The 19,048-nt window shown below is 42.3% G+C and carries 16 protein-coding genes; 11 read left to right on the top strand and 5 right to left on the bottom strand.

Features of this window, described 5'->3' with window-relative positions; genetic code table 11:
* Positions 1–70: 70 nt before the first annotated feature.
* Positions 71–1,411: an outer membrane channel protein TolC gene (tolC, locus tag AOG27_RS08790; protein WP_054552653.1), complete on the bottom strand. Its 1,341-nt coding sequence runs from the start codon at positions 1,409–1,411 to the stop codon at positions 71–73.
* A 150-nt stretch (positions 1,412–1,561) separates the two neighbouring features.
* Between tolC and AOG27_RS08785 the strand changes: the two genes are divergently transcribed.
* The 10 genes from AOG27_RS08785 to AOG27_RS08740 all read left to right on the top strand — a co-directional run bounded on the left by AOG27_RS08785 (position 1,562) and on the right by AOG27_RS08740 (position 11,953).
* Positions 1,562–2,194, top strand: a complete 633-nt coding sequence (locus AOG27_RS08785) for an NUDIX domain-containing protein (protein WP_054552652.1) — start codon at positions 1,562–1,564, stop codon at positions 2,192–2,194.
* A gap of 9 nt (positions 2,195–2,203) precedes the next feature.
* Positions 2,204–2,662 carry a DUF1249 domain-containing protein gene (locus AOG27_RS08780; RefSeq protein WP_054552651.1) on the top strand — a complete coding sequence of 153 codons (459 nt, stop codon included), beginning with the start codon at positions 2,204–2,206 and terminating at the stop codon, positions 2,660–2,662.
* Entirely contained in the window at positions 2,649–3,431 is a 783-nt protein-coding gene (locus AOG27_RS08775) for a metallophosphoesterase (RefSeq protein WP_054552650.1), read from the top strand. The genes AOG27_RS08780 and AOG27_RS08775 overlap by 14 nt, the downstream gene beginning before the upstream one ends.
* The gene (locus tag AOG27_RS08770) at positions 3,416–3,976 is read left to right on the top strand and encodes a YqiA/YcfP family alpha/beta fold hydrolase (protein ID WP_054552649.1); all 561 of its coding nucleotides are present in this window, start codon (positions 3,416–3,418) and stop codon (positions 3,974–3,976) included. The genes AOG27_RS08775 and AOG27_RS08770 overlap by 16 nt, the downstream gene beginning before the upstream one ends.
* Positions 3,977–4,009: 33 nt before the next feature.
* Positions 4,010–5,899 (top strand): DNA topoisomerase IV subunit B, encoded by a 1,890-nt coding sequence (parE, locus tag AOG27_RS08765; RefSeq protein ID WP_054552648.1) that lies wholly within the window; start codon positions 4,010–4,012, stop codon positions 5,897–5,899.
* 51 nt (positions 5,900–5,950) lie between these two features.
* Complete coding sequence (locus tag AOG27_RS08760) at positions 5,951–7,051, top strand: PQQ-dependent sugar dehydrogenase (protein WP_054552647.1); 1,101 nt, start codon at positions 5,951–5,953, stop codon at positions 7,049–7,051.
* Positions 7,052–7,061: 10 nt separating this feature from the next.
* On the top strand, positions 7,062–9,359 hold the full coding sequence (gene parC, locus AOG27_RS08755) for a DNA topoisomerase IV subunit A (RefSeq protein WP_054552646.1): 2,298 nt from the start codon (positions 7,062–7,064) through the stop codon (positions 9,357–9,359).
* Between the two features lie 165 nt (positions 9,360–9,524).
* A complete protein-coding gene (locus AOG27_RS08750) occupies positions 9,525–10,211 on the top strand; it encodes a 1-acylglycerol-3-phosphate O-acyltransferase (protein WP_082389235.1) in 687 nt (228 codons plus the stop codon).
* A complete protein-coding gene (gene rraB, locus AOG27_RS08745; RefSeq protein ID WP_054552644.1) occupies positions 10,211–10,546 on the top strand; it encodes a ribonuclease E inhibitor RraB in 336 nt (111 codons plus the stop codon). Before AOG27_RS08750 ends, rraB begins: the two co-directional genes overlap by 1 nt.
* Before the next feature lie 189 nt (positions 10,547–10,735).
* Positions 10,736–11,953 (top strand): HD-GYP domain-containing protein, encoded by a 1,218-nt coding sequence (locus tag AOG27_RS08740; RefSeq protein ID WP_054552643.1) that lies wholly within the window; start codon positions 10,736–10,738, stop codon positions 11,951–11,953.
* Here the strand turns inward: AOG27_RS08740 and AOG27_RS21715 are convergent.
* Positions 11,913–12,236 (bottom strand): hypothetical protein, encoded by a 324-nt coding sequence (locus AOG27_RS21715; protein WP_054552642.1) that lies wholly within the window; start codon positions 12,234–12,236, stop codon positions 11,913–11,915. The two genes, AOG27_RS08740 and AOG27_RS21715, sit on opposite strands and share 41 nt — an antisense overlap.
* A 336-nt stretch (positions 12,237–12,572) precedes the next feature.
* On the opposite strand from AOG27_RS21715, the gene AOG27_RS08730 reads away from it, so the two are divergent.
* Positions 12,573–13,850, top strand: coding sequence for an outer membrane protein transport protein (locus tag AOG27_RS08730; protein ID WP_054552641.1), 1,278 nt, complete (start codon positions 12,573–12,575; stop codon positions 13,848–13,850).
* A gap of 110 nt (positions 13,851–13,960) precedes the next feature.
* Here the strand turns inward: AOG27_RS08730 and AOG27_RS08725 are convergent, their stop codons facing one another.
* From AOG27_RS08725 to pepA, 3 genes are all read right to left on the bottom strand, one after another.
* Positions 13,961–16,816, bottom strand: a complete 2,856-nt coding sequence (locus AOG27_RS08725; RefSeq protein ID WP_054552640.1) for a valine--tRNA ligase — start codon at positions 16,814–16,816, stop codon at positions 13,961–13,963.
* Between the two features lie 23 nt (positions 16,817–16,839).
* A complete protein-coding gene (locus tag AOG27_RS08720; RefSeq protein WP_054552639.1) occupies positions 16,840–17,286 on the bottom strand; it encodes a DNA polymerase III subunit chi in 447 nt (148 codons plus the stop codon).
* A 126-nt stretch (positions 17,287–17,412) separates the two neighbouring features.
* The gene (gene pepA / locus AOG27_RS08715; protein ID WP_054552638.1) at positions 17,413–18,927 is read right to left on the bottom strand and encodes a leucyl aminopeptidase; all 1,515 of its coding nucleotides are present in this window, start codon (positions 18,925–18,927) and stop codon (positions 17,413–17,415) included.
* Positions 18,928–19,048: the final 121 nt, after the last annotated feature.

Below are 19,048 nucleotides of genomic sequence, written 5' to 3'. Positions count from 1 at the left end.
CTGTAAGTGTTTAAAAATACAAAAAGCCAGCGCTAGGCTGGCTTTGTTGGTATAAGTTTCGAAGAAATACTTAGATTTCTTTTAAACCTTGGTTAATAGCAATAAGGTCTTCACTAGTTAGTGTACCAGCAGCTTGTTTCAAGCGAAGTGTTGAAACAACATAGCGGTAACGAACATTTGCTAAGTTACTTTTTGCGTTATATAAGTTTTGCGTGCTGATCAATACGTCAACGATAGTACGTGTACCAACTTCAAAGCCTGCTTCAGTTGCTTTAAGTGCACTTTCTGCAGAAACAACAGCTTGTTGTAAGGCTTTATACGTGGCAATGTCAGACACTACTTGGTTATATGATGTAATAACCGAGCGAGTTACTGCACGTAAACTTGCTTCTAAATCTTCACTTGCGGCAACATAAAAAGCGCGAGCTTGATCTGTTGCTGCAGTTGTAGCACCACCTGAGTAAATCGGTAGGCTAAAGTTAACGCCAATTTTAGCGCTATCTTCACGAGGTTGATGTGAGTTGCTATTTAGATCGGTTAGGCTGTCACCGTAAGAAGCACTTAATGTTAGCTTCGGATAGTGACCCGCTTTTGCTAAATCAATTTGATCTTTTGCAATATCAACCGTTACTTTAGAAACTTGCAGATTTAAGTTGTTGTCTTCAGCAATTTTGATGTACTCAGACGATTGTTTATTTGGCGCAACAGTTGAAAATGTATCTGTATTCAACATGTCTAGTTTTGCGTGGTATTTACCAGTAATTTCGCGAAGTTGCTCACGCGCTGTTTCAACACTGTTCTTAGCAACAATTTCTTGTGCAACAGAGTTATCATATTGAGCTTGTGCTTCGTGTACGTCAGTGATTGCTGTTAAACCTACCGCATAACGCTCTTTAGTTTGTTGCAATTGGCGCTCGATGGCACGCTTTTCTGCTTGAACAAACTCAAGGTTATCGATTGCACTTAGTACGTTGAAGTAACCCTCAGCTACACGAACGATTAGATCTTGGCGTGCAAAATCATACTGAGCGTCTGCTTGTAATGCTTGCTTATCAGCAATACCTAGCGAGTTCCAAGCGCCTAAATCAAATAGTGTTTGGTTTAGGCTAATACCACGGCTGAAAACATCAGGATCGTAATCATAACCAGCATAACCTGTAGTATCATTACCCTCATAAAGATCAGACTTGGTTGTTTCATAACCAAGGCTTAAGCCAATTTGTGGTAATAGTGCACTTAACGCGCGATCACTTTCATAAGCTTGCGCATCTGCTTGGGCTTTTGCTTTAAGTACGGTAGGATCGTTTGCTGTAGCAATCTCGTAAACTTGTAGTAAGTCTTCAGCATAACTAGCTGTTGCAGTCAGTGCGCTTGAAAACCCGATCAGCGCAGCGAGTAGAGTTTTTTTCATTGTTCGTTCAGTCCTTAGACAATTTTGTACTATCACCATGGTACTCTTTTTTAATGAATAACCAAAAAAAAATTACGTAAATCTGCATGTCCAAGTGTAACAGAATATAATTGGTCGTAATTTTTGCTTGCAGTGTAAAGGAAATAAAGGATGAAAATATCAGCAATCTCACAATTTAACCATGATGACATAGAGTTAAAGCCAATTGAGCGTGTTTATAATGGTTTCTTTAAAATTAATATCTATCGTTTTCATCATGCCTTGTTTGCGGGTGGTAAATCAGTAGAAGTTAAACGTGAAATTTTAGAGCGCGGCCATGCTGTTGCTGTACTTCCTTATGACCCTAAAACTGACCAAGTTTTATTAATTGAACAAATTAGAATCGGGGCACTCGCATCAAAGCAGTCACCTTGGTTACTTGAGTGTATTGCAGGCATGGCTGATGGCAGTACTGATTATGAAGATGTTGCCAAACGTGAAGCATTCGAAGAAGCCGGTATTGAGCTTAACGAGCTGGAATTTATGATGTCGTATCTTTCAAGCCCCGGCGGCACCACTGAACGTTTGTATTTATATTTAGCGCGCACTGACTTAGCAGGGTATCAAGGCGGTATTTTTGGCCTTGATAATGAAGATGAAGATATCAAAACTCATGTAATGTCATATGATGAAGCTATGCTGCGCCTAGAGCAGGGTGAAATAGATAATGCAGCGACAGTTATCTCATTACAGTGGTTAGCACTGAATAAGCAACGTATACTGTCTGATTGGAAAAACTCATAGGGGATTATTTTGTCGTACGTCAGTGCCCAGCAGCGTTATATTCAAAGCTTACCTAAGTACTTAACTTTGTGTGAGCATAATTACGTGCGTGCGCTGAAACTATTACCTAATGAGCGACGTGTAGGTCAGGAGCGTAAAGTGCAATTAGGGCACAGCACTTTTGCGGTTAAAGTTGATGATACAGCAAAATACACCACAGATATTTCTATCAGACAAGAAGCCGGTCATTTGCCTTCGGTTAAACCTTTGTATTTAACTGTGCGCATGTATCATGATGCGAAAGTAGCCGAAATCGTGCATCATGATTTTCATCAGCGCATCAAGCCTTCTTACGCTTATCCAAACCCCAATATGCACCAAAAAGATGAAAAATATCAGCTTAACGCCTTTTTGTATGACTGGCTGGTGGCTTGTGTTGAAAATGGCCGAGCAGTTTTAAATTGGGATGTAAATAATGGCTTGGTTTAGTGACGCCTTCCATTTTGATAAAACAGCACTGAAAGTTGCCCACATCACTGATTGCCACTTATCAAAAGACATCCATGGTGAATACTTTAGCGTGAATACGGCAGCGTATTTTTCACGCTGTTTAGAAGCGATTGCTGAATTAGATGTGGATTGTGTGGTATTTGGTGGAGATTTAACACAAGATCACAGCAACGATTCTTATCAGCTTTTTGCTAAATTAATAGCAGACTCAGCGCTCAGTTGTCCGGTGTTTTGGCTGCCGGGTAATCATGATGAACTTGCTGAATATGAAAAGCTTATAAGCCCGCAAATTTTAAACAATAAACGCATTACCTTTTTAGGTGGGCAGTTGCTGTTAGCTAACTCAAAAGGCCCGACGCCGGCCGGCTGGGTAACACAAACGCATTTAGATGAATTAAGCCAAGCGGTAGGGCAGGTTCAAAGTGTGGTGTTTTGTCATCATAACCCGCTGCCTATTCAAGCCTATCTAGATAAACATATGCTAGAAAATGGCCCGCAATTTTTAAATACCTGCGTCAATACTGAGCAGTGTGTGGGCGTGTTCCATGGTCATGTGCATCATGAGTACACGCAAAATTACCGTAACCTTAGTGTGTATGCGACACCGGCCTGCTCAATACAATTTAGCAAACACACGATGGCGTGGCAGCAAGAAGATTTGGGCCCCGCATTTCGACTCATCGACTTAATAATTGATGAGCAACAAAGCTTACTGCTAACCACGGATGTAGTATGGCTAAACGAGTAATTTATATTCATGGCTTTAATAGCTCTGAGCAATCTTACAAAGCTGTTCGTTTTGGTGAGCACATGGCGCAATTTGATGTCGATTATCAGGTGCCGCGATTAACTCATGAGCCATTACATGCAATTTTACAATTAGAACAACTGCTAAATGATGATACTGTATTACTAGGTAGTTCATTAGGTGGTTTTTATGCGACCTATTTGTCGCAACGTTATTCAATACCCGCGGTAGTCATTAACCCTGCGGTTCGCCCATTTGAGTTACTCGGTAACTATTTAGGGGAAAATTATAACCCGTATCAAGATAGTCATTATGAACTTGGTACTCGTCACATGGATGCATTGCGCAGTTTATATTTGCCGCAATTAGACACCCCTTCATTGATTTATTTGCTACAGCAAACGGGCGATGAAGTACTGCCATTTCAGCAGGCGGTTAAATATTATTCTCAGTGTAAGCAACACGTTGAATTTGGAGGCGATCATAGTTTTATCGGCTTCGAACAAACTTTTGCAAGTATTGTAGATTTTCTTAAAATCACGTAAAACATAGCTAAGCGCATAAAAGATATAAAAACTATGAGTCAGCAAAATTATAACGCCGAAGCAATTGAAGTCTTAAACGGATTAGAGCCCGTAAAACGCCGCCCAGGTATGTATACCGACACGGTTCGACCTAATCATTTAGGTCAAGAAGTTATCGATAACAGTGTCGATGAAGCAATGGCAGGCCATGCCACTAAAATAGATGTCATCCTTCATGAAGATAACTCCCTTGAGGTTATCGATGATGGCCGCGGTATGCCGATTGATATTCACCCTGAAGAAGGTATCCCGGGTGTGGAACTTATTTTTACCAAGCTGCACGCCGGTGGTAAGTTCTCTAATAAAAACTATCAGTTCTCAGGTGGTTTACACGGGGTAGGTATTTCGGTTGTAAATGCGCTATCGACTCGTGTTGAAGTCACTGTGCGCCGTGATGCGCAGCAATTTCGTATGGCCTTTGAAAACGGTGACAAGGTTGAAGACCTAAATGTCATTGGCACTGTAGGTAAACGTAACACAGGGACAACCGTGCGCTTTTGGCCTGATGCCAGCTATTTTGACTCAGCTAACTTTTCTATCACTAAGCTTAATCACTTATTAAAAGCCAAAGCGGTATTATGCCCAGGCCTGCGCATTAAGTTTACCAACAAGCAAACTAAAGAAAGCCAAGAATGGTATTACGAAACAGGTTTAAAAGATTACCTAGTTGAAGCAGTTAAAGGTTTTGAAGTATTACCAAAAGAGCCGTTTATTGGTGACTTTTCAAGTTCAACAGAAGGCGCTGACTGGGCGGTTGTTTGGCTACCTGAAGGCGGTGAATCAATCGCTGAAAGTTATGTAAACTTAATTCCTACTGCACAAGGCGGTACACACGTTAATGGTTTACGCCAAGGCTTGCTTGAAGCAATGCGTGAATTTTGTGAATTTAGAAACCTATTACCACGTGGTGTAAAGCTAACACCAGATGATATTTGGGAGCGTTGTAGCTACGTATTGTCGGTTAAAATGCAAGACCCACAGTTTGCTGGCCAAACAAAAGAAAAGCTGTCTTCTCGCTCATGCGCTGCGTTTGTATCAGGTGTGGTAAAAGACTCATTTAGTTTATGGTTAAACGAGCATACAGAAACGGCAGAATTATTAGCTGAGTTATGTATCTCAAATGCGCAGCGCCGTTTACGTGCTGCTAAAAAAGTTGTGCGTAAGCGTGTTACCTCAGGCCCTGCATTACCGGGTAAATTAACGGATTGCAGTGCCCAAGATAATGACCGTACTGAACTGTTTTTAGTAGAGGGTGACTCAGCGGGAGGCTCAGCAAAACAAGCGCGCGACCGTGAATTCCAAGCAATCATGCCGCTGCGCGGTAAGATTTTAAATACCTGGGAAGTTGAATCTGGGCAGATTTTAGCATCGCAAGAGGTGCATGATATTTCTGTCGCTTTGGGTATTGACCCTGATTCAAGTGATTTATCTGGTCTGCGTTATAACAAAATATGTATCTTGGCCGATGCTGACTCTGATGGATTACACATTGCTACCTTGCTTTGTGCGCTGTTTGTTCGTCACTTTCCATCGCTTATCAAACAAGGCCATGTGTATGTAGCTATGCCGCCGCTATTTCGTATCGACATTGGTAAAGAGGTTTACTACGCCCTTGATGAAGACGAAAAGAACGGTATTTTAGCGCGCATTGAAGCTGAGAAAAAACGCGGTAAGGTTAATGTTCAACGCTTTAAAGGGTTAGGTGAAATGAACCCGTTACAATTACGCGAAACCACGATGGATCCTAATACGCGTCGTTTAGTGCAATTAACCTTAGATGAAGAAGAGCAAACCATGGAAATGATGGATATGCTTCTTGCAAAGAAACGTTCGTCAGATCGTCGTCAGTGGTTAGAAGATCACGGAAACCGCGCAGAAGTTTAGTTAAAGGTGTAGCAACCTAGTTGCTAGCAACGAATTAAAGGGCAAGAAAAAATGAAAAAACTACTGACCTCATTATTGTCGCTGAGCTTGTTATCAGCGCCTGCAATGGCAAAAGATATTCTTGATAAGTTAACAGTTGCTGATGGGTTTTCTATTAGCCTGTTTGCTGATGATGTAGAAAATGCACGTCAAATTGCGGTATCAAAAAGAGGTATTGTTTACGCAGGCTCACGTAAAGCAGGCAATGTTTATGCGTTGATTGACCATAACAGTGATGGTGTGGCTGACAGAAAAATGGTTATTGCCACAGGTCTTGAAATGCCATCAGGTTTAGCGATTAAAGATGGTGATCTATATGTGGCTGAAGTGTCACGTATCATCCGTTTTAAAGACGTTGATAAAAATTTAAAAGATCCTAAATACGACGTGGTATACGATAAGTTTCCAACTGATCGTCACCATGGCTGGAAATTTATTAGTTTTGCGCCAACTGGTGAGTTAATTGTGCCAGTGGGTGTACCATGTAACATTTGTGCTGAAGACGAAAAATACGGCCGCATCTTCTCGTTAGATGTTGACACAAAAGAAATTAAAACAATTGCCAAAGGCGTTCGTAATTCAGTTGGTTTTGATTATCACCCTACAACGAATGCATTTTGGTTTAGTGATAACGGCCGTGACATGATGGGCGATGACATGCCACCTTGTGAAATTAACCGTGTTGGTGAAGGTGAAGAGGGTGCGCATTATGGTTTCCCTTATGTTCACGCTGGGGCGATTTTAGACCCTGAGTTTGGCAAAGGTAAAAGTATTGCTGATTACAAATCGCCAGCCCTTGCACTTGGTGCTCATGTTGCTCCTTTAGGTATTCATTTTTATAACGGTAAGCAGTTTCCAGCTAAATATAAAGAGCAGCTTTTTGTTGCTGAGCATGGTTCGTGGAACCGCAGTAAAAAGTCAGGCTACAAAGTGATGCTAGCGAATGTTGAACAAGGTCGTATTACTAAGTACACCCCGTTCATCACAGGCTTTATGCAAAACGAAGAAACATTTGGTCGCCCAGTTGCATTTGCAGAGCTTGCAGATGGCAGCTTATTGATCTCAGACGACTTTGCTAATGTGATCTATCGCGTTAGTGCTAAGAAAAAATAGGTAAGCGTTAATGAGTGATACAGATACCTTGCTGATGCAAGGCATAGAACAACAAACAATGGGGCGCTTTACTGAAGACGCCTACTTAAACTACTCAATGTACGTCATTATGGACCGTGCCTTACCTCATGTAGGTGACGGTCTAAAGCCTGTACAGCGTCGTATCATCTATGCAATGAGCGAACTGGGGTTATCGGCGCAAGCAAAATATAAAAAATCAGCCCGTACCGTGGGTGATGTACTGGGTAAATATCACCCTCATGGTGATAGTGCTTGTTACGAAGCCATGGTGTTAATGGCGCAGCCGTTTTCTTACCGCTACCCGCTGGTGGACGGTCAAGGTAACTGGGGTGCTGCCGATGATCCTAAGTCATTTGCTGCAATGCGTTACACCGAAGCGCGTTTATCTAAGTTCTCAGAAGTTTTACTAAAAGAGCTGGGTCAAGGCACTGTCGATTGGACCGCAAACTTTGACGGCACACTTGATGAGCCAATGGTGTTACCTGCGCGTTTACCGCACATCTTACTCAATGGTGTAACGGGTATTGCTGTAGGTATGGCAACCGATATTCCACCACACAATGTGCGTGAAGTTGCCAGTGCCTGTTGTTTATTACTTGATAAGCCAAAAACTGAAATCGAAGAGTTGCTTGAGTTAGTGCATGCGCCTGACTACCCAACAGAAGCTGAGATCATCACACCGAAAGACGATATTCGTAAGATTTATCAAACTGGACGTGGTTCTATCAAGATGCGTGCAATTTACACTGAAGAGCAAGGTGACATAGTGATCACCGCGCTGCCTCATCAGTGTTCAGGTGCTAAAGTGCTTGAACAAATTGCAGCGCAGATGAATGCTAAAAAGTTGCCGATGGTTGCTGATTTACGTGACGAATCTGATCACGAAAATCCAACCCGCATCGTGATTGTTCCGCGCTCTAACCGCATCAAGGCTGAGCCATTAATGGCGCACCTATTTGCAACCACAGATTTAGAAAAGAACTACCGCGTAAACTTAAACATGCTTGGCCTTGATGGTCGTCCGCAAGTGAAAGATTTACGTAGTATCTTAACTGAGTGGTTAACGTTTCGCCGTGAAACCGTTCGCCGTCGCTTACAGCACCGTTTAGACAAGGTATTAGCACGCTTACATATTTTAGAAGGTTTATTAACGGCCTTTTTAAATATTGATGAAGTCATCGAAATCATCCGTACTGAAGATAAACCAAAGCCTGTTTTAATGGAGCGTTTTGGTTTAACAGATATTCAAGCGGAGGCGATTTTAGAGTTAAAACTACGTCATTTAGCAAAACTTGAAGAGTTCAAGATTAAAGGTGAGCAAGATGAGCTTGCCCTTGAGCGTGACAAGTTAGAGCAAACGCTTGGTTCAGAGCGTCGTATGTCGACGTTGATGAAAAAAGAAATCCAAGAAGCGGCTGAAATGTATGGTGATGATCGTCGCTCACCAGTTGTTGAACGTTTAGAAGCAAAAGCACTAAGCGAAAAAGACCTTATTCCTTCAGAATCAGTGACCGTTGTGTTATCCGAAAAAGGTTGGGCACGTGTTGGTAAAGGTCATGATTTAGATGTTGAAGGGCTGAGTTATAAGTCAGGCGACAGCTATAAAGCCTCAGCGCGAGGTAAGAGTAACCAGCCTGCAGTGTTCTTAGACTCAAGTGGTCGTGCTTTTGCTACTGATGCACATAGTTTACCTTCAGCTCGAAGCCAAGGCGAACCAATGACAGGGCGCTTTAACTTAAGCTCTGGCGCCAACTTTGAGCATGTGGTGATGGCAGAAGACAACCAAGTGTTGTTAATGGCTTCCGATGCAGGCTATGGCTTTATAAGTGACTTTAAAGATCTGGTGAGTAAGAACAAAAACGGTAAAGCGCTGGTCAGTGTTCCTAAAGGCGGTGAATTACTCGCGCCAATTAGAGTAACTGACGTAGCAACAGATTACTGTATGGCAATTTCTAACGAAGGCCGCATGTTGTTATTCCCACTGCGAGATTTACCTAAGCTTAGTAAAGGTAAAGGAAATAAGATTATTTCTATCCCAAGTGCGAAAGTGCAAGCCCGTGAAGAGTTTGTAAAAGTGCTGGCTGTGGTGCCTGCGGGCAGTAGCGTAACCCTGCATGCAGGTAAACGAAAACTGACACTGAAACCGGCTGATCTTGAGCACTACCATGGTGAACGCGGTAGACGAGGTAATAAGTTACCACGTGGTCTGCAGCGAGTTGATGAAGCTGTAGTCGAAGTGACTCAAACTGATGATAGTGATGAGTCGCCAAGCGAAGTAACAGAGTAAAAACCAGAGGCCTGCAATTGCAGGCCTTTTTATTGTTAAAACGTTATGAAATTTTAAGCGTACACATGTGCGCTTAAAGCTATGGAAATGGTATTTTTCACGTTATAATGCGCGCTGATTAGTACGAGGAGAATTCGTTTGTTAGCTATTTTTCGCATAATTTTCATGGCGTTATTTATTGTTTTAAGCTGTGTTTTTGGGCTGCTTTTATGCATTGTGAAGCCGTTTCATACTAATAACGTGCATATTATTGCGGGTTGGTTTTGCAAGGTAGCTAAAATTTTAGGTGTCAAACTAGAGCTTAAATATCACGAGACTCCAAAAAATATTGGCCCTGCTGTCTATGTAGCAAATCATCAAAATAACTATGACCTATTCACTTTACCTGCCATGGTGCCGGAGAACTGCGTAAGCCTAGGTAAAAAAAGCCTTAAATGGATCCCGTTTTTTGGTCAGTTGTATTGGTTATCGGGAAATATCTTAATTGACCGCGCTAACCGTTCAAAAGCAGCAGGCACAATTTCTAAATCAGCTGAGAAAATAAAACAAAAAGGTTTATCGGTTTGGATGTTTCCTGAGGGGACGCGAAGCTATGGTCGTGGTTTATTACCCTTTAAAACTGGGGCATTTCACACAGCAATGAGTGCTGATGTGCCAGTAGTGCCAGTTTGTATGAGTACAACGCACAAAACTATTAAGCTAAATCGCTGGGATAATGGTACAATTTACCTCGAAATGTTAGCGCCGATTTATCTTGATAAAGACGTATCTGCTCGTGACCATGCTTCACATGTTCATCAGATTATGGCTGCTAAAATAACTGAATTAGATGCTCAAGTGAGAAACAAATAATGGAAAATTGGCGCGAAATTACTGAAGACATCGTTACTTCATTACTTGAAGATGGCTCAGATCCTGAAGTACTTTATGAAGTGGAACACCACTTTGTTAGCGAAAATTTTGAAAAGTTAGAGCAAGCCGCTTTAGCCGCTTTTAAACTAGGTTACGATGTTGAAGAACCTGCAGAACTTGAGCTAGAAGACGGCGAGAAAGTGTGGAGCTTTGACGTGGTTGTTGAGTGTGAGCTTGACGTAGAAGCGATTATGGAAGACGTAGACAAGTTAGAAGCACTTGCTCAGCAAACCGACGTTGAATACGACGGCTGGGGTACTTACTTTCAGGAATAAACAGCTAGAGAGCTGTCAGCTATCTGCCGTCAGCTCTTAGACTGAACTACCACAATCTAGCGAGTTGCTTGACTCGTTAGTTTACCCTTCTGACTAATACCTATTTCGTATTCGTTATTCAATCTATAGACATTTGTAATCAATTAGCGATAATAAAAAACTCGATGTTTATATGCGCTAAGCTTACCTATGCTTATTACTTTACCCATTGCCGAACTTGTTCCAGGGATGTTTGTTGACAGTGTCAGTAAGCAACAAGAGCATGTAAATAGTATTAAGATCAAAACACGTGGTTTAGTGCGTGATAAAACAATTATTCAGCGCCTGATCTCTGAGGGGGTTGAAGAGCTACTCATCGACTTTACACAAAGCGATGTTGCACTCCCTAAAAAATACCAACCAAAGCCTGAACCGGCTAAACCGAAGGTTGAACAAAAACCTGCTGCTAATGAAGAGCCGCAAGGGATCACGGTTCAACAAGAGTTTCTAAAAGCTAGTGTTCACTATGAGCAGCATAGTCGTAAGCTACAAAGTTTATATTCCGATATTACAGCTGGACTAAAAATGAATATGGCAGTGCTTGACGACATTGCTGTTGATATAGTCGGCTCCGTTTTTCGAAATCACAATGCATTAACTATTTTAACTCGTCTCAAAGATAAACATATTTATAACTGGCGTCACATGATCAACACTGCGATTTTGGTGAGTGTGTTTGCTAAGTATTTAGGCTATAAAGAAAAGACGATCAAAGAACTGGCGATGGGAGCTTTGCTGCATGATATTGGCCAAGCTAAAATGCCGCAAGGTGTTTTATCTAAGCCAAGCGCATTGAATGATAACGAAATGCAAGTCGTTAAAAAACATGTGGCGCAGAGTTTAGGTTTAGTGAAAGGCGAGAAGGGCATTACTCCACTAATGCTTGATATGATAGTAAATCATCATGAACGTTTAGATGGTACAGGTTATCCACGCGGTATTACTGCTGAAAAGCTTAGCCGCCCCGCAAGAATGATGGCAATTGTTGATGTTTATGATGCTATGACGGCAGATAGGCCTCATCAAATGGGAGAAGAACCTATTTCGGCTTTGCGTTATTTACTTGCGAACAAACAAATGTTTGATTCTGAATTAGTGCAGCGCTTTATTAAATGTCTAGGTGTACACCCTGTCGGTACTATTGTTAAGTTAAATAATGATCGTTTAGCGTTAGTAATGGAAGGGAATCACGAGAATCCAATCAAACCAAAAGTGAAAGTATTTTATAATGCTAAACATAAGCACCACGTGACGGCGAAAGATGTCGATTTGAACGTGGAAAAAGAACTAAAAATTATTGCCAGTATTAAACCCTTAGATTATCAGCTTAATTTGGCTCGTTTGTTAAAAGAGCATCTGCTTGTTTAGACTTAACACAGCGTTTTTTGGCGCTGCGTTTAGCTGAAATAAATGCCCCACTAAAACAACTTATCATTAAAACTAACCACAATAGCGTCCCTTTTTCGACATGTAAGGCTACGCAACACAATAAAAGAGACAAAACTGAGCTAAACATAGCGCCTAACCAATAGTGATTGACTGGGTTGTCGCAATCACCTGCTTTAGTACATGCACAATAATTTGCTTTACAAAAATAATGAACGCTCACACCGCATAACATTAGTGCCACAATAATAAAGGCGATTTCCATACTCAAACTCAACTGAGAAACTTTTATTTTTAGTCTAAAGCTACAAAGGCGATAAGTCAATGCAAATGATAATTAATATCGTTTGTTTGGTTTGTAATCAGAGATCTGATGAGTTTTAATAAGTTGTTATCTTGTTGTTAAAATGCGGGTTTTTTACCTATTTCTAACGAAAAATTACAGTTTTTTGATCTTAATTAAGGTAATGTTCGAAAGTTTATAATCATTAGAATAAAACATCTAATGCCAACATACAGCGCTAATCTTTTATGCTTAACTAATAGGTTGCCCTCATTGTTGGATTAGTTTTCGCACAAGTTTGCAAGAGGACACAGATTTATGAAGTTCACAAAAACACTAATTGCAGCATCACTTGCTGTTGTTTCTGCTGACAGCTTTGCTGCAGCTTTCCAATTAGCAGAGCAAAACGTTTCAGGTTTAGGCCGTGCATACGCTGGTGAAGCAGCCGTTGCTGACGATGCCTCAGTTGTTGCTCGTAACCCTGCACTTATGTCTTTATTTAAAGATAAGCAAATCTCAGTGGCAGGTATTGCTGTAATTCCAGATGTTAGCTTAGAAGGTGAAAGTGCTGCATACGGCTTAGATGAAAGCTCTATCGATGACGATAGCATCGCGCCATCAGCATTTATTCCTGCTGGTTACTTCACTATGCCATTAAACGACAAAGTATCTTTAGGCTTTGGTGCTTTTTCAAACTTTGGTCTTTCAACTGAATTTAAAGACGATTACGCAGCAGGCTCTATCGCAGGCGAAACTGAAATCGTGACTGTTAACATGAATGCAAGTGCTTCATACAAAATCAACGAACAGTTCAGCCTAGGCCTTGGTTTAAACTATGTTTATGCTGATGCGAAAGTGGTGCGTAATGCAGGTGCAAACCCATTAGGTTTACCAGCGAGCACGCAAATCGCTCACCTTGAAGGTGACGACTACGGCTTTGGTTGGAACATTGGTGCTATGTATCAGTTAGACGAAAACAACCGTTTTGGTTTTAACTACCGTAGTGAAACTGATATTGATTTTGAAGGTGAGTACTCAAACCAACTACCAGCTGCTGTTGGCGGTTTAGCGGGTACTAAAGTTCCGGGTGAGTTAAAATTAACCTTACCAGCCATTGCTGAGTTCTCTGGTTCACACCAAATCGATAAGAAGCTTGGCGTGCACTACAGCATTTTATGGACTGGCTGGGATAGCTTCCAAAAATTAGAAGCTTATACGCCTAGTCAAGAAGCACCTGTATTCTCTAAAGAAGAGAACTTCTCTGATTCAATGCGTTACTCTATCGGTACTGACTACCAGTACAGCGACGCTCTTTTACTTCGTGCAGGTATTGCATACGATGAGTCGCCAGCAGACCAATCTCACCTTTCAATCTCTATCCCTGATACAGATCGTTTCTGGTTCTCATTTGGTGGTAACTACGCATTCAGCGAAAACTCAAATATTGACCTAGGTGTAAGTATTCTTCGTGGTAAAACACAAAACTTCTCTGAAAAAGACAGCCTAGCTGCATCAGTTGGCCAAGATGTTTCATGGGACTATGAATCAAAAGGTCACGCAGTTCTAGTAGGTGCTCAGTACAACTACAAATTTTAATTGTAACGCGACGTAAAGTCGCTGCTACAGAGCATTAAAAAGCCGCGCTATAACATTGTTATAGCGTGGCTTTTTTGTAAGCGCGAATAAATCGCGCTTGATATATGCTGTTATAGACTTTCGATTTTCGCTTTTTGCGCTAATAGTTTGTCTTTCGCATCGGTAAACTCAGCCAGCTTAGCATGCTCTTTAGCAAGTACAGCCTCTGGCGCATTATTTACGAACTTCTCGTTAGCTAACTTGTTTTGAACCTGTGCTAAGCCTTTTTCTGCTTTTTCAAGCTGCTTCGCAATACGAGCTAATTCAGCTTCAACATCGATTAGGCCAGCCATTGGGATCATGATCTCAAGGTTACCAACATACGATGTTGCACACGCTGGTGCATCGTCTTTGTTATCAAGAAGCGTGAACTCTTCAAGCTTAGCAAGCGACGCTAAGAATGCTTCGTTATCCGTTAAGCGGCGCTTGTCTTCGTCAGACGCATTCGCAAGCAATACCGATAATGGTTTGCTTGGGCTGATATCCATTTCACCACGGATGTTACGAATAGCAAGAATGAATTGTTTAACCCACTCTAGGTCGTCCATCGCTTGGCTATCAACATTTGCTTCATTGTATACAGGGAACCCTTGAACCATGATGCTAGTGCCCGCAGTTTCGATACCTGCAAGTGGTGCAACACGTTGCCAAATCGTTTCTGTGATGTATGGCATTAACGGGTGCATTAAGCGAAGTAGGCTTTCTAATACCGTGATTAGGGTATGACGAGTACCACGTTGCTGTGCTTCGTTACCTTTAAACAATACTGGTTTAGTCAGTTCTAGGTACCAGTCACAGAATTGGTTCCAAGTGAACTCATAAATGGTGTTTGCTGCTAGGTCAAAACGATAGTTTTCTAGATGCTCAGTATAGGTTTTAACCGTTGCTTCAAATTGACCTAAAATCCAACGATCAGCAAGTGAGTACTGTTTCTCAGCATCTGTAGCGAAACCACAGTCTTGCTCTTCAGTGTTCATTAATACGTAACGGCTCGCATTCCATAGTTTGTTACAGAAGTTACGGTAACCTTCAAGGCGGTTCATATCCCAGTTGATGTCACGGCCCGTTGAAGCCATTGCCGCAAGGGTGAAACGCAGTGCGTCTGTACCGTGTGCTTCGATACCGTTTTCGAATGTTTTACGAGTGTTTTTCTCAATCTTCTTCGCTAGTTGTGGCTGCATCATGTTACCAGTGCGCTTTTCAACTAGGCTTTCAAGGTCGATACCGTCAATCATGTCGATAGGATCAAGTACGTTACCTTTCGACTTAGACATCTTATCGCCGTTTTCATCACGGATAAGGCCTGTTACGTAAACGGTTTTAAATGGTACTTGTGGCTTGCCGTCTTCATCTTTGATGAAGTGCATGGTCATCATGATCATACGCGCAACCCAGAAGAAGATGATGTCGAAACCTGTTACCAATACGTCAGACGGGTGGAACGTTTTTAAATCATCAGTGTTTGCAGGCCAGCCTTGCGTTGAGAAAGTCCAAAGCGCAGATGAGAACCAGGTATCTAAAACGTCTTCGTCTTGCTTAAGTGCAACATCATCAGCAAGGTTGTTGTCGCGGCGTACTTCAGCTTCGTCACGACCAACGTATACGTTGCCTTCGTTGTCGTACCAAGCAGGGATGCGGTGACCCCACCAAAGCTGACGTGAAATACACCAATCTTGTACGTCGTTCATCCACGAGAAGTACATGTTCTCGTATTGTTGAGGTACGAACTTAATATCGCCATTTTTAACTGCTTCTTTTGCAGGCTCTGCTAGAGGTGCTACGCGCACGTACCACTGATCAGTAAGAAGAGGCTCAATCACTACGCCAGAACGGTCACCGTAAGGTACAGTTAAGCTGTGATCTTCGATTTTTTCTAGTAGGCCAAGTTCTTCAAATTCGCTCACAATCGCTTTACGTGCATCAAAGCGGTCAAGGCCATGTAGGCGCTCAGGAATTGGCGCATCTAATTCAAGCTCTTTACCGTCGAATGTGTAGCTTTCGCCTTCGCTTAATACCGCTGCATCTTTATTGAAGATGTTGATCATTGGTAGTTGGTGACGTTTACCTACTTCGTTATCGTTAAAGTCGTGGGCAGGCGTGATTTTCACACAACCTGTGCCTTTTTCCATGTCTGCATGTTCATCGGCAACAATTGGAATACGGCGGTTTACGATAGGCAGTAAAATGTCTTTACCGATCAGATCTTGGTAGCGCTCATCATCAGGGTTAACAGCAACACCTGAATCACCTAGCATTGTTTCAGGACGTGTTGTCGCAACAATGATGTAGTCCTTACCATCTTTGGTTTTTACGCCATCAGCAAGAGGGTAACGTAGGTTCCACATGTGACCTTGTTTGTCTTTGTTTTCAACTTCAAGATCAGAAATAGCCGTGTGTAGTTTTGGATCCCAGTTAACTAGGCGCTTACCACGGTAAATTAAGTCTTCTTTGTGAAGACGTACAAATACTTCTTTAACCGCTTCAGAAAGGCCTTCGTCCATAGTGAAACGCTCACGGTCCCAATCTACAGACGCGCCTAAACGACGTAATTGTTTAGTGATCGTGCCGCCAGAGTGGTTTTTCCACTCCCAGATTTTATCGATAAATGCTTCACGGCCTAGGTCGTGACGTGTTTTACCTTCTTCAGCAGCAAGCTTACGCTCAACAAGCATTTGTGTTGCGATACCCGCGTGGTCAGTACCTACTTGCCATAATGTGTTGTTGCCTTGCATACGCTTTAAACGCGTTAGCGTATCCATGATGGTATCTTGGAACGCGTGGCCCATGTGTAAGCTACCCGTGACGTTTGGTGGCGGGATCATAATTGAGTATGCGTCACCTTGGCCAGACGGTTTAAAGTAGCCATTTTCTTCCCAGCCTTGGTATAAAGACTGTTCAATATCTTGCGGATTATAGGTTTTATCCATTACACAGAACCTTAAATAAATGCTTAAATGTCAATTTCTTGCGTTGCAATATGGGCGCCCAGTTGGCGAAGCTTTTTAAACCGCTCACGGGCGGCTTGCTTAGCATTTGGCTCAACGGGTACGAAATCATAAACCTGCTGAAAACGGCGAATAAAATCCGGTAGGTGCTCAGCTAGGTTGATTAATATTTTTCTGTTGCCGACAGGTGGAGTCATACCAATTTCAACCGGAGCGCCACCTTTAGGGCCTTCACCTTGTAAGTTGTGTGGTACAAAACTATCTGGTTCAAATGACCAAATGATGTCGTCGATTGTGTGGGCCGTGTCGGTGTTATCAGCGTAAATAAATACGCGATGACCTAGACGATACTGATCCGCAGCAATTTTAGCTGCCAGATCGAAAACAGCGCCAGCCGCTTGGTGGGCACTATCATCTTGTTTTAGAACGTAAAATTGTGCGTTCATATTCATAGTGACTTTCGTCCCCACAGATACACAGATCAAAGCAGGGATTTTGACATAGAACGCGAATTGCTTCAATTAATAAGGCGCCATTTGGCGCCTTATTTAGGGTTAGTTTTAAGCTTGCGGTAAGGCTTAATCGTGACTTGCTTCGCTCACGCCTGCGCGGTTTAGCAAATACTGAGTCAACATAGGTACCGGACGACCGGTTGCGCCTTTGTTTTTACCGCCGCTGCGCCATGCTGTACCTGCAATATCTAAATGCGCCCAGTTATATTTTTTGGTGAATTTAGATAAGAAGCATGCCGCTGTAATCGTACCTGCGGCACGGCCACCTAAGTTGGTGAAATCAGCGAATGGGCTTTCAAGTTGCTCTTGATAGTCATCCCATAAAGGTAACTGCCATGCGCGGTCGCCACTTTGCTCAGATGCTTTTAGTAGGTCATGGGCCAGTGGGTTGTGGTTTGATAGTAAACCTGTGGCATGCGAACCTAGCGCGATAATACACGCACCTGTCAGTGTTGCTACATCGACAACGGTATCAGGTTCAAAACGCTCAACATAAGTGAGTGCATCACACAGTACTAAACGGCCTTCAGCATCTGTGTTTAACACTTCAACTGTTTGACCCGACATGGTTGTTAAGATATCACCTGGGCGATAAGCGTTTGAGCCAGGCATGTTTTCACAACCCGCTAAAACACCGACAACGTTAATTGGTAATTGCATTTGCACAAGTGCGCGCATAGTACCAATAACACCTGCGGCGCCACCCATGTCGTATTTCATTTCATCCATGGCTTCGCCAGGCTTGATTGAAATACCGCCAGAGTCGAAAGTTAAGCCTTTACCGACTAACACGATTGGCGCTTGGTCTTTGTCGCCACCTTGATAGTTGATCACTGACATAACCGATTCATTAGCACTACCACGGCCAACCGCTAGGTATGAATTCATGCCCAGCTCTGCCATTTTTTCTTCGCCAATAATATCAACGCTTACATTATCGAAGTTATCAGCGATTTCTTGTGCTTGCTCACCTAAATAAGCAGGGTTACAGATATTTGGCGGCATGTTGGCAACGTCTTTACATAACTTGCTACCTGCAGCGATGGCTAAGCCATGCTCAATTGCACTTTCGCCAATAGTTAACTCGCGACGCGTTGGTACGTTGAAAACAATTTTACGTAGTGGGCGACGCGGGTCGCTCTTTTTGCTTTTCAGTTGATTGAAGGTATACAAGCAGTCTTGAGTTGTTTCAACTGCTTGGCGTACTTTCCAATAGGTGTCGCGGCTTTTAACGTGTTGCTCAGTTAAAAAGCATACCGCTTCCATCGAACCGGTTTCGTTTAGCGTGTTAATCGTTTTTGAGATGATTTGTTTATATTGTTTGTCATCAAGCTCACGCTCTTTACCACAACCTACTAGTAGTACACGCTCGCTCAGTACATTAGGTACATGATGCAATAGCAATACTTGGCCAGGTTTACCTTCAAGGTCACCACGGCGTAGTAAGTTTGAGATATAACCGTCACTGATTTTATCTAATTGTTCACCAATGGGGGATAAACGACGTGGCTCATAAACGCCTACTACAATACATGCGCTACGTTGCTTTTCTGGACTACCACTTTTTACGCTAAATTCCATTGTTACTCCTGATATTGAGTCGTATAACCTTAGTTTATAAGGGTAAGAAATTCTTTTTCGAGTCCTTTCTTACATTTTTTAGTTTAATAGCACTAATCTTAGTACATAAACTATGACTCTA

It is taken from the genome of Pseudoalteromonas lipolytica, from assembly GCF_001306915.1.
Taxonomy (GTDB): domain Bacteria; phylum Pseudomonadota; class Gammaproteobacteria; order Enterobacterales; family Alteromonadaceae; genus Pseudoalteromonas; species Pseudoalteromonas simplex.
The sequence above is the reverse complement of the archived record's forward strand: the minus strand, read 5'-3'. Positions and strand labels throughout refer to the sequence as shown.

Coding starts and splice junctions, on each gene's coding strand:
- parE (WP_054552648.1), top strand. CDS start 4,010: ATGAGTCAGCAAAATTATAACGCCGAAGCAATTGAAGTCTTAAACGGA.
- AOG27_RS08725 (WP_054552640.1), bottom strand. CDS start 16,816: ATGGATAAAACCTATAATCCGCAAGATATTGAACAGTCTTTATACCAA.
- parC (WP_054552646.1), top strand. CDS start 7,062: ATGAGTGATACAGATACCTTGCTGATGCAAGGCATAGAACAACAAACA.
- AOG27_RS08740 (WP_054552643.1), top strand. CDS start 10,736: ATGCTTATTACTTTACCCATTGCCGAACTTGTTCCAGGGATGTTTGTT.
- AOG27_RS21715 (WP_054552642.1), bottom strand. CDS start 12,236: ATGGAAATCGCCTTTATTATTGTGGCACTAATGTTATGCGGTGTGAGC.
- AOG27_RS08775 (WP_054552650.1), top strand. CDS start 2,649: ATGGCTTGGTTTAGTGACGCCTTCCATTTTGATAAAACAGCACTGAAA.
- AOG27_RS08760 (WP_054552647.1), top strand. CDS start 5,951: ATGAAAAAACTACTGACCTCATTATTGTCGCTGAGCTTGTTATCAGCG.
- AOG27_RS08730 (WP_054552641.1), top strand. CDS start 12,573: ATGAAGTTCACAAAAACACTAATTGCAGCATCACTTGCTGTTGTTTCT.
- tolC (WP_054552653.1), bottom strand. CDS start 1,411: ATGAAAAAAACTCTACTCGCTGCGCTGATCGGGTTTTCAAGCGCACTG.
- rraB (WP_054552644.1), top strand. CDS start 10,211: ATGGAAAATTGGCGCGAAATTACTGAAGACATCGTTACTTCATTACTT.
- AOG27_RS08750 (WP_082389235.1), top strand. CDS start 9,525: ATGGCGTTATTTATTGTTTTAAGCTGTGTTTTTGGGCTGCTTTTATGC.
- pepA (WP_054552638.1), bottom strand. CDS start 18,927: ATGGAATTTAGCGTAAAAAGTGGTAGTCCAGAAAAGCAACGTAGCGCA.
- AOG27_RS08720 (WP_054552639.1), bottom strand. CDS start 17,286: ATGAATATGAACGCACAATTTTACGTTCTAAAACAAGATGATAGTGCC.
- AOG27_RS08785 (WP_054552652.1), top strand. CDS start 1,562: ATGAAAATATCAGCAATCTCACAATTTAACCATGATGACATAGAGTTA.
- AOG27_RS08770 (WP_054552649.1), top strand. CDS start 3,416: ATGGCTAAACGAGTAATTTATATTCATGGCTTTAATAGCTCTGAGCAA.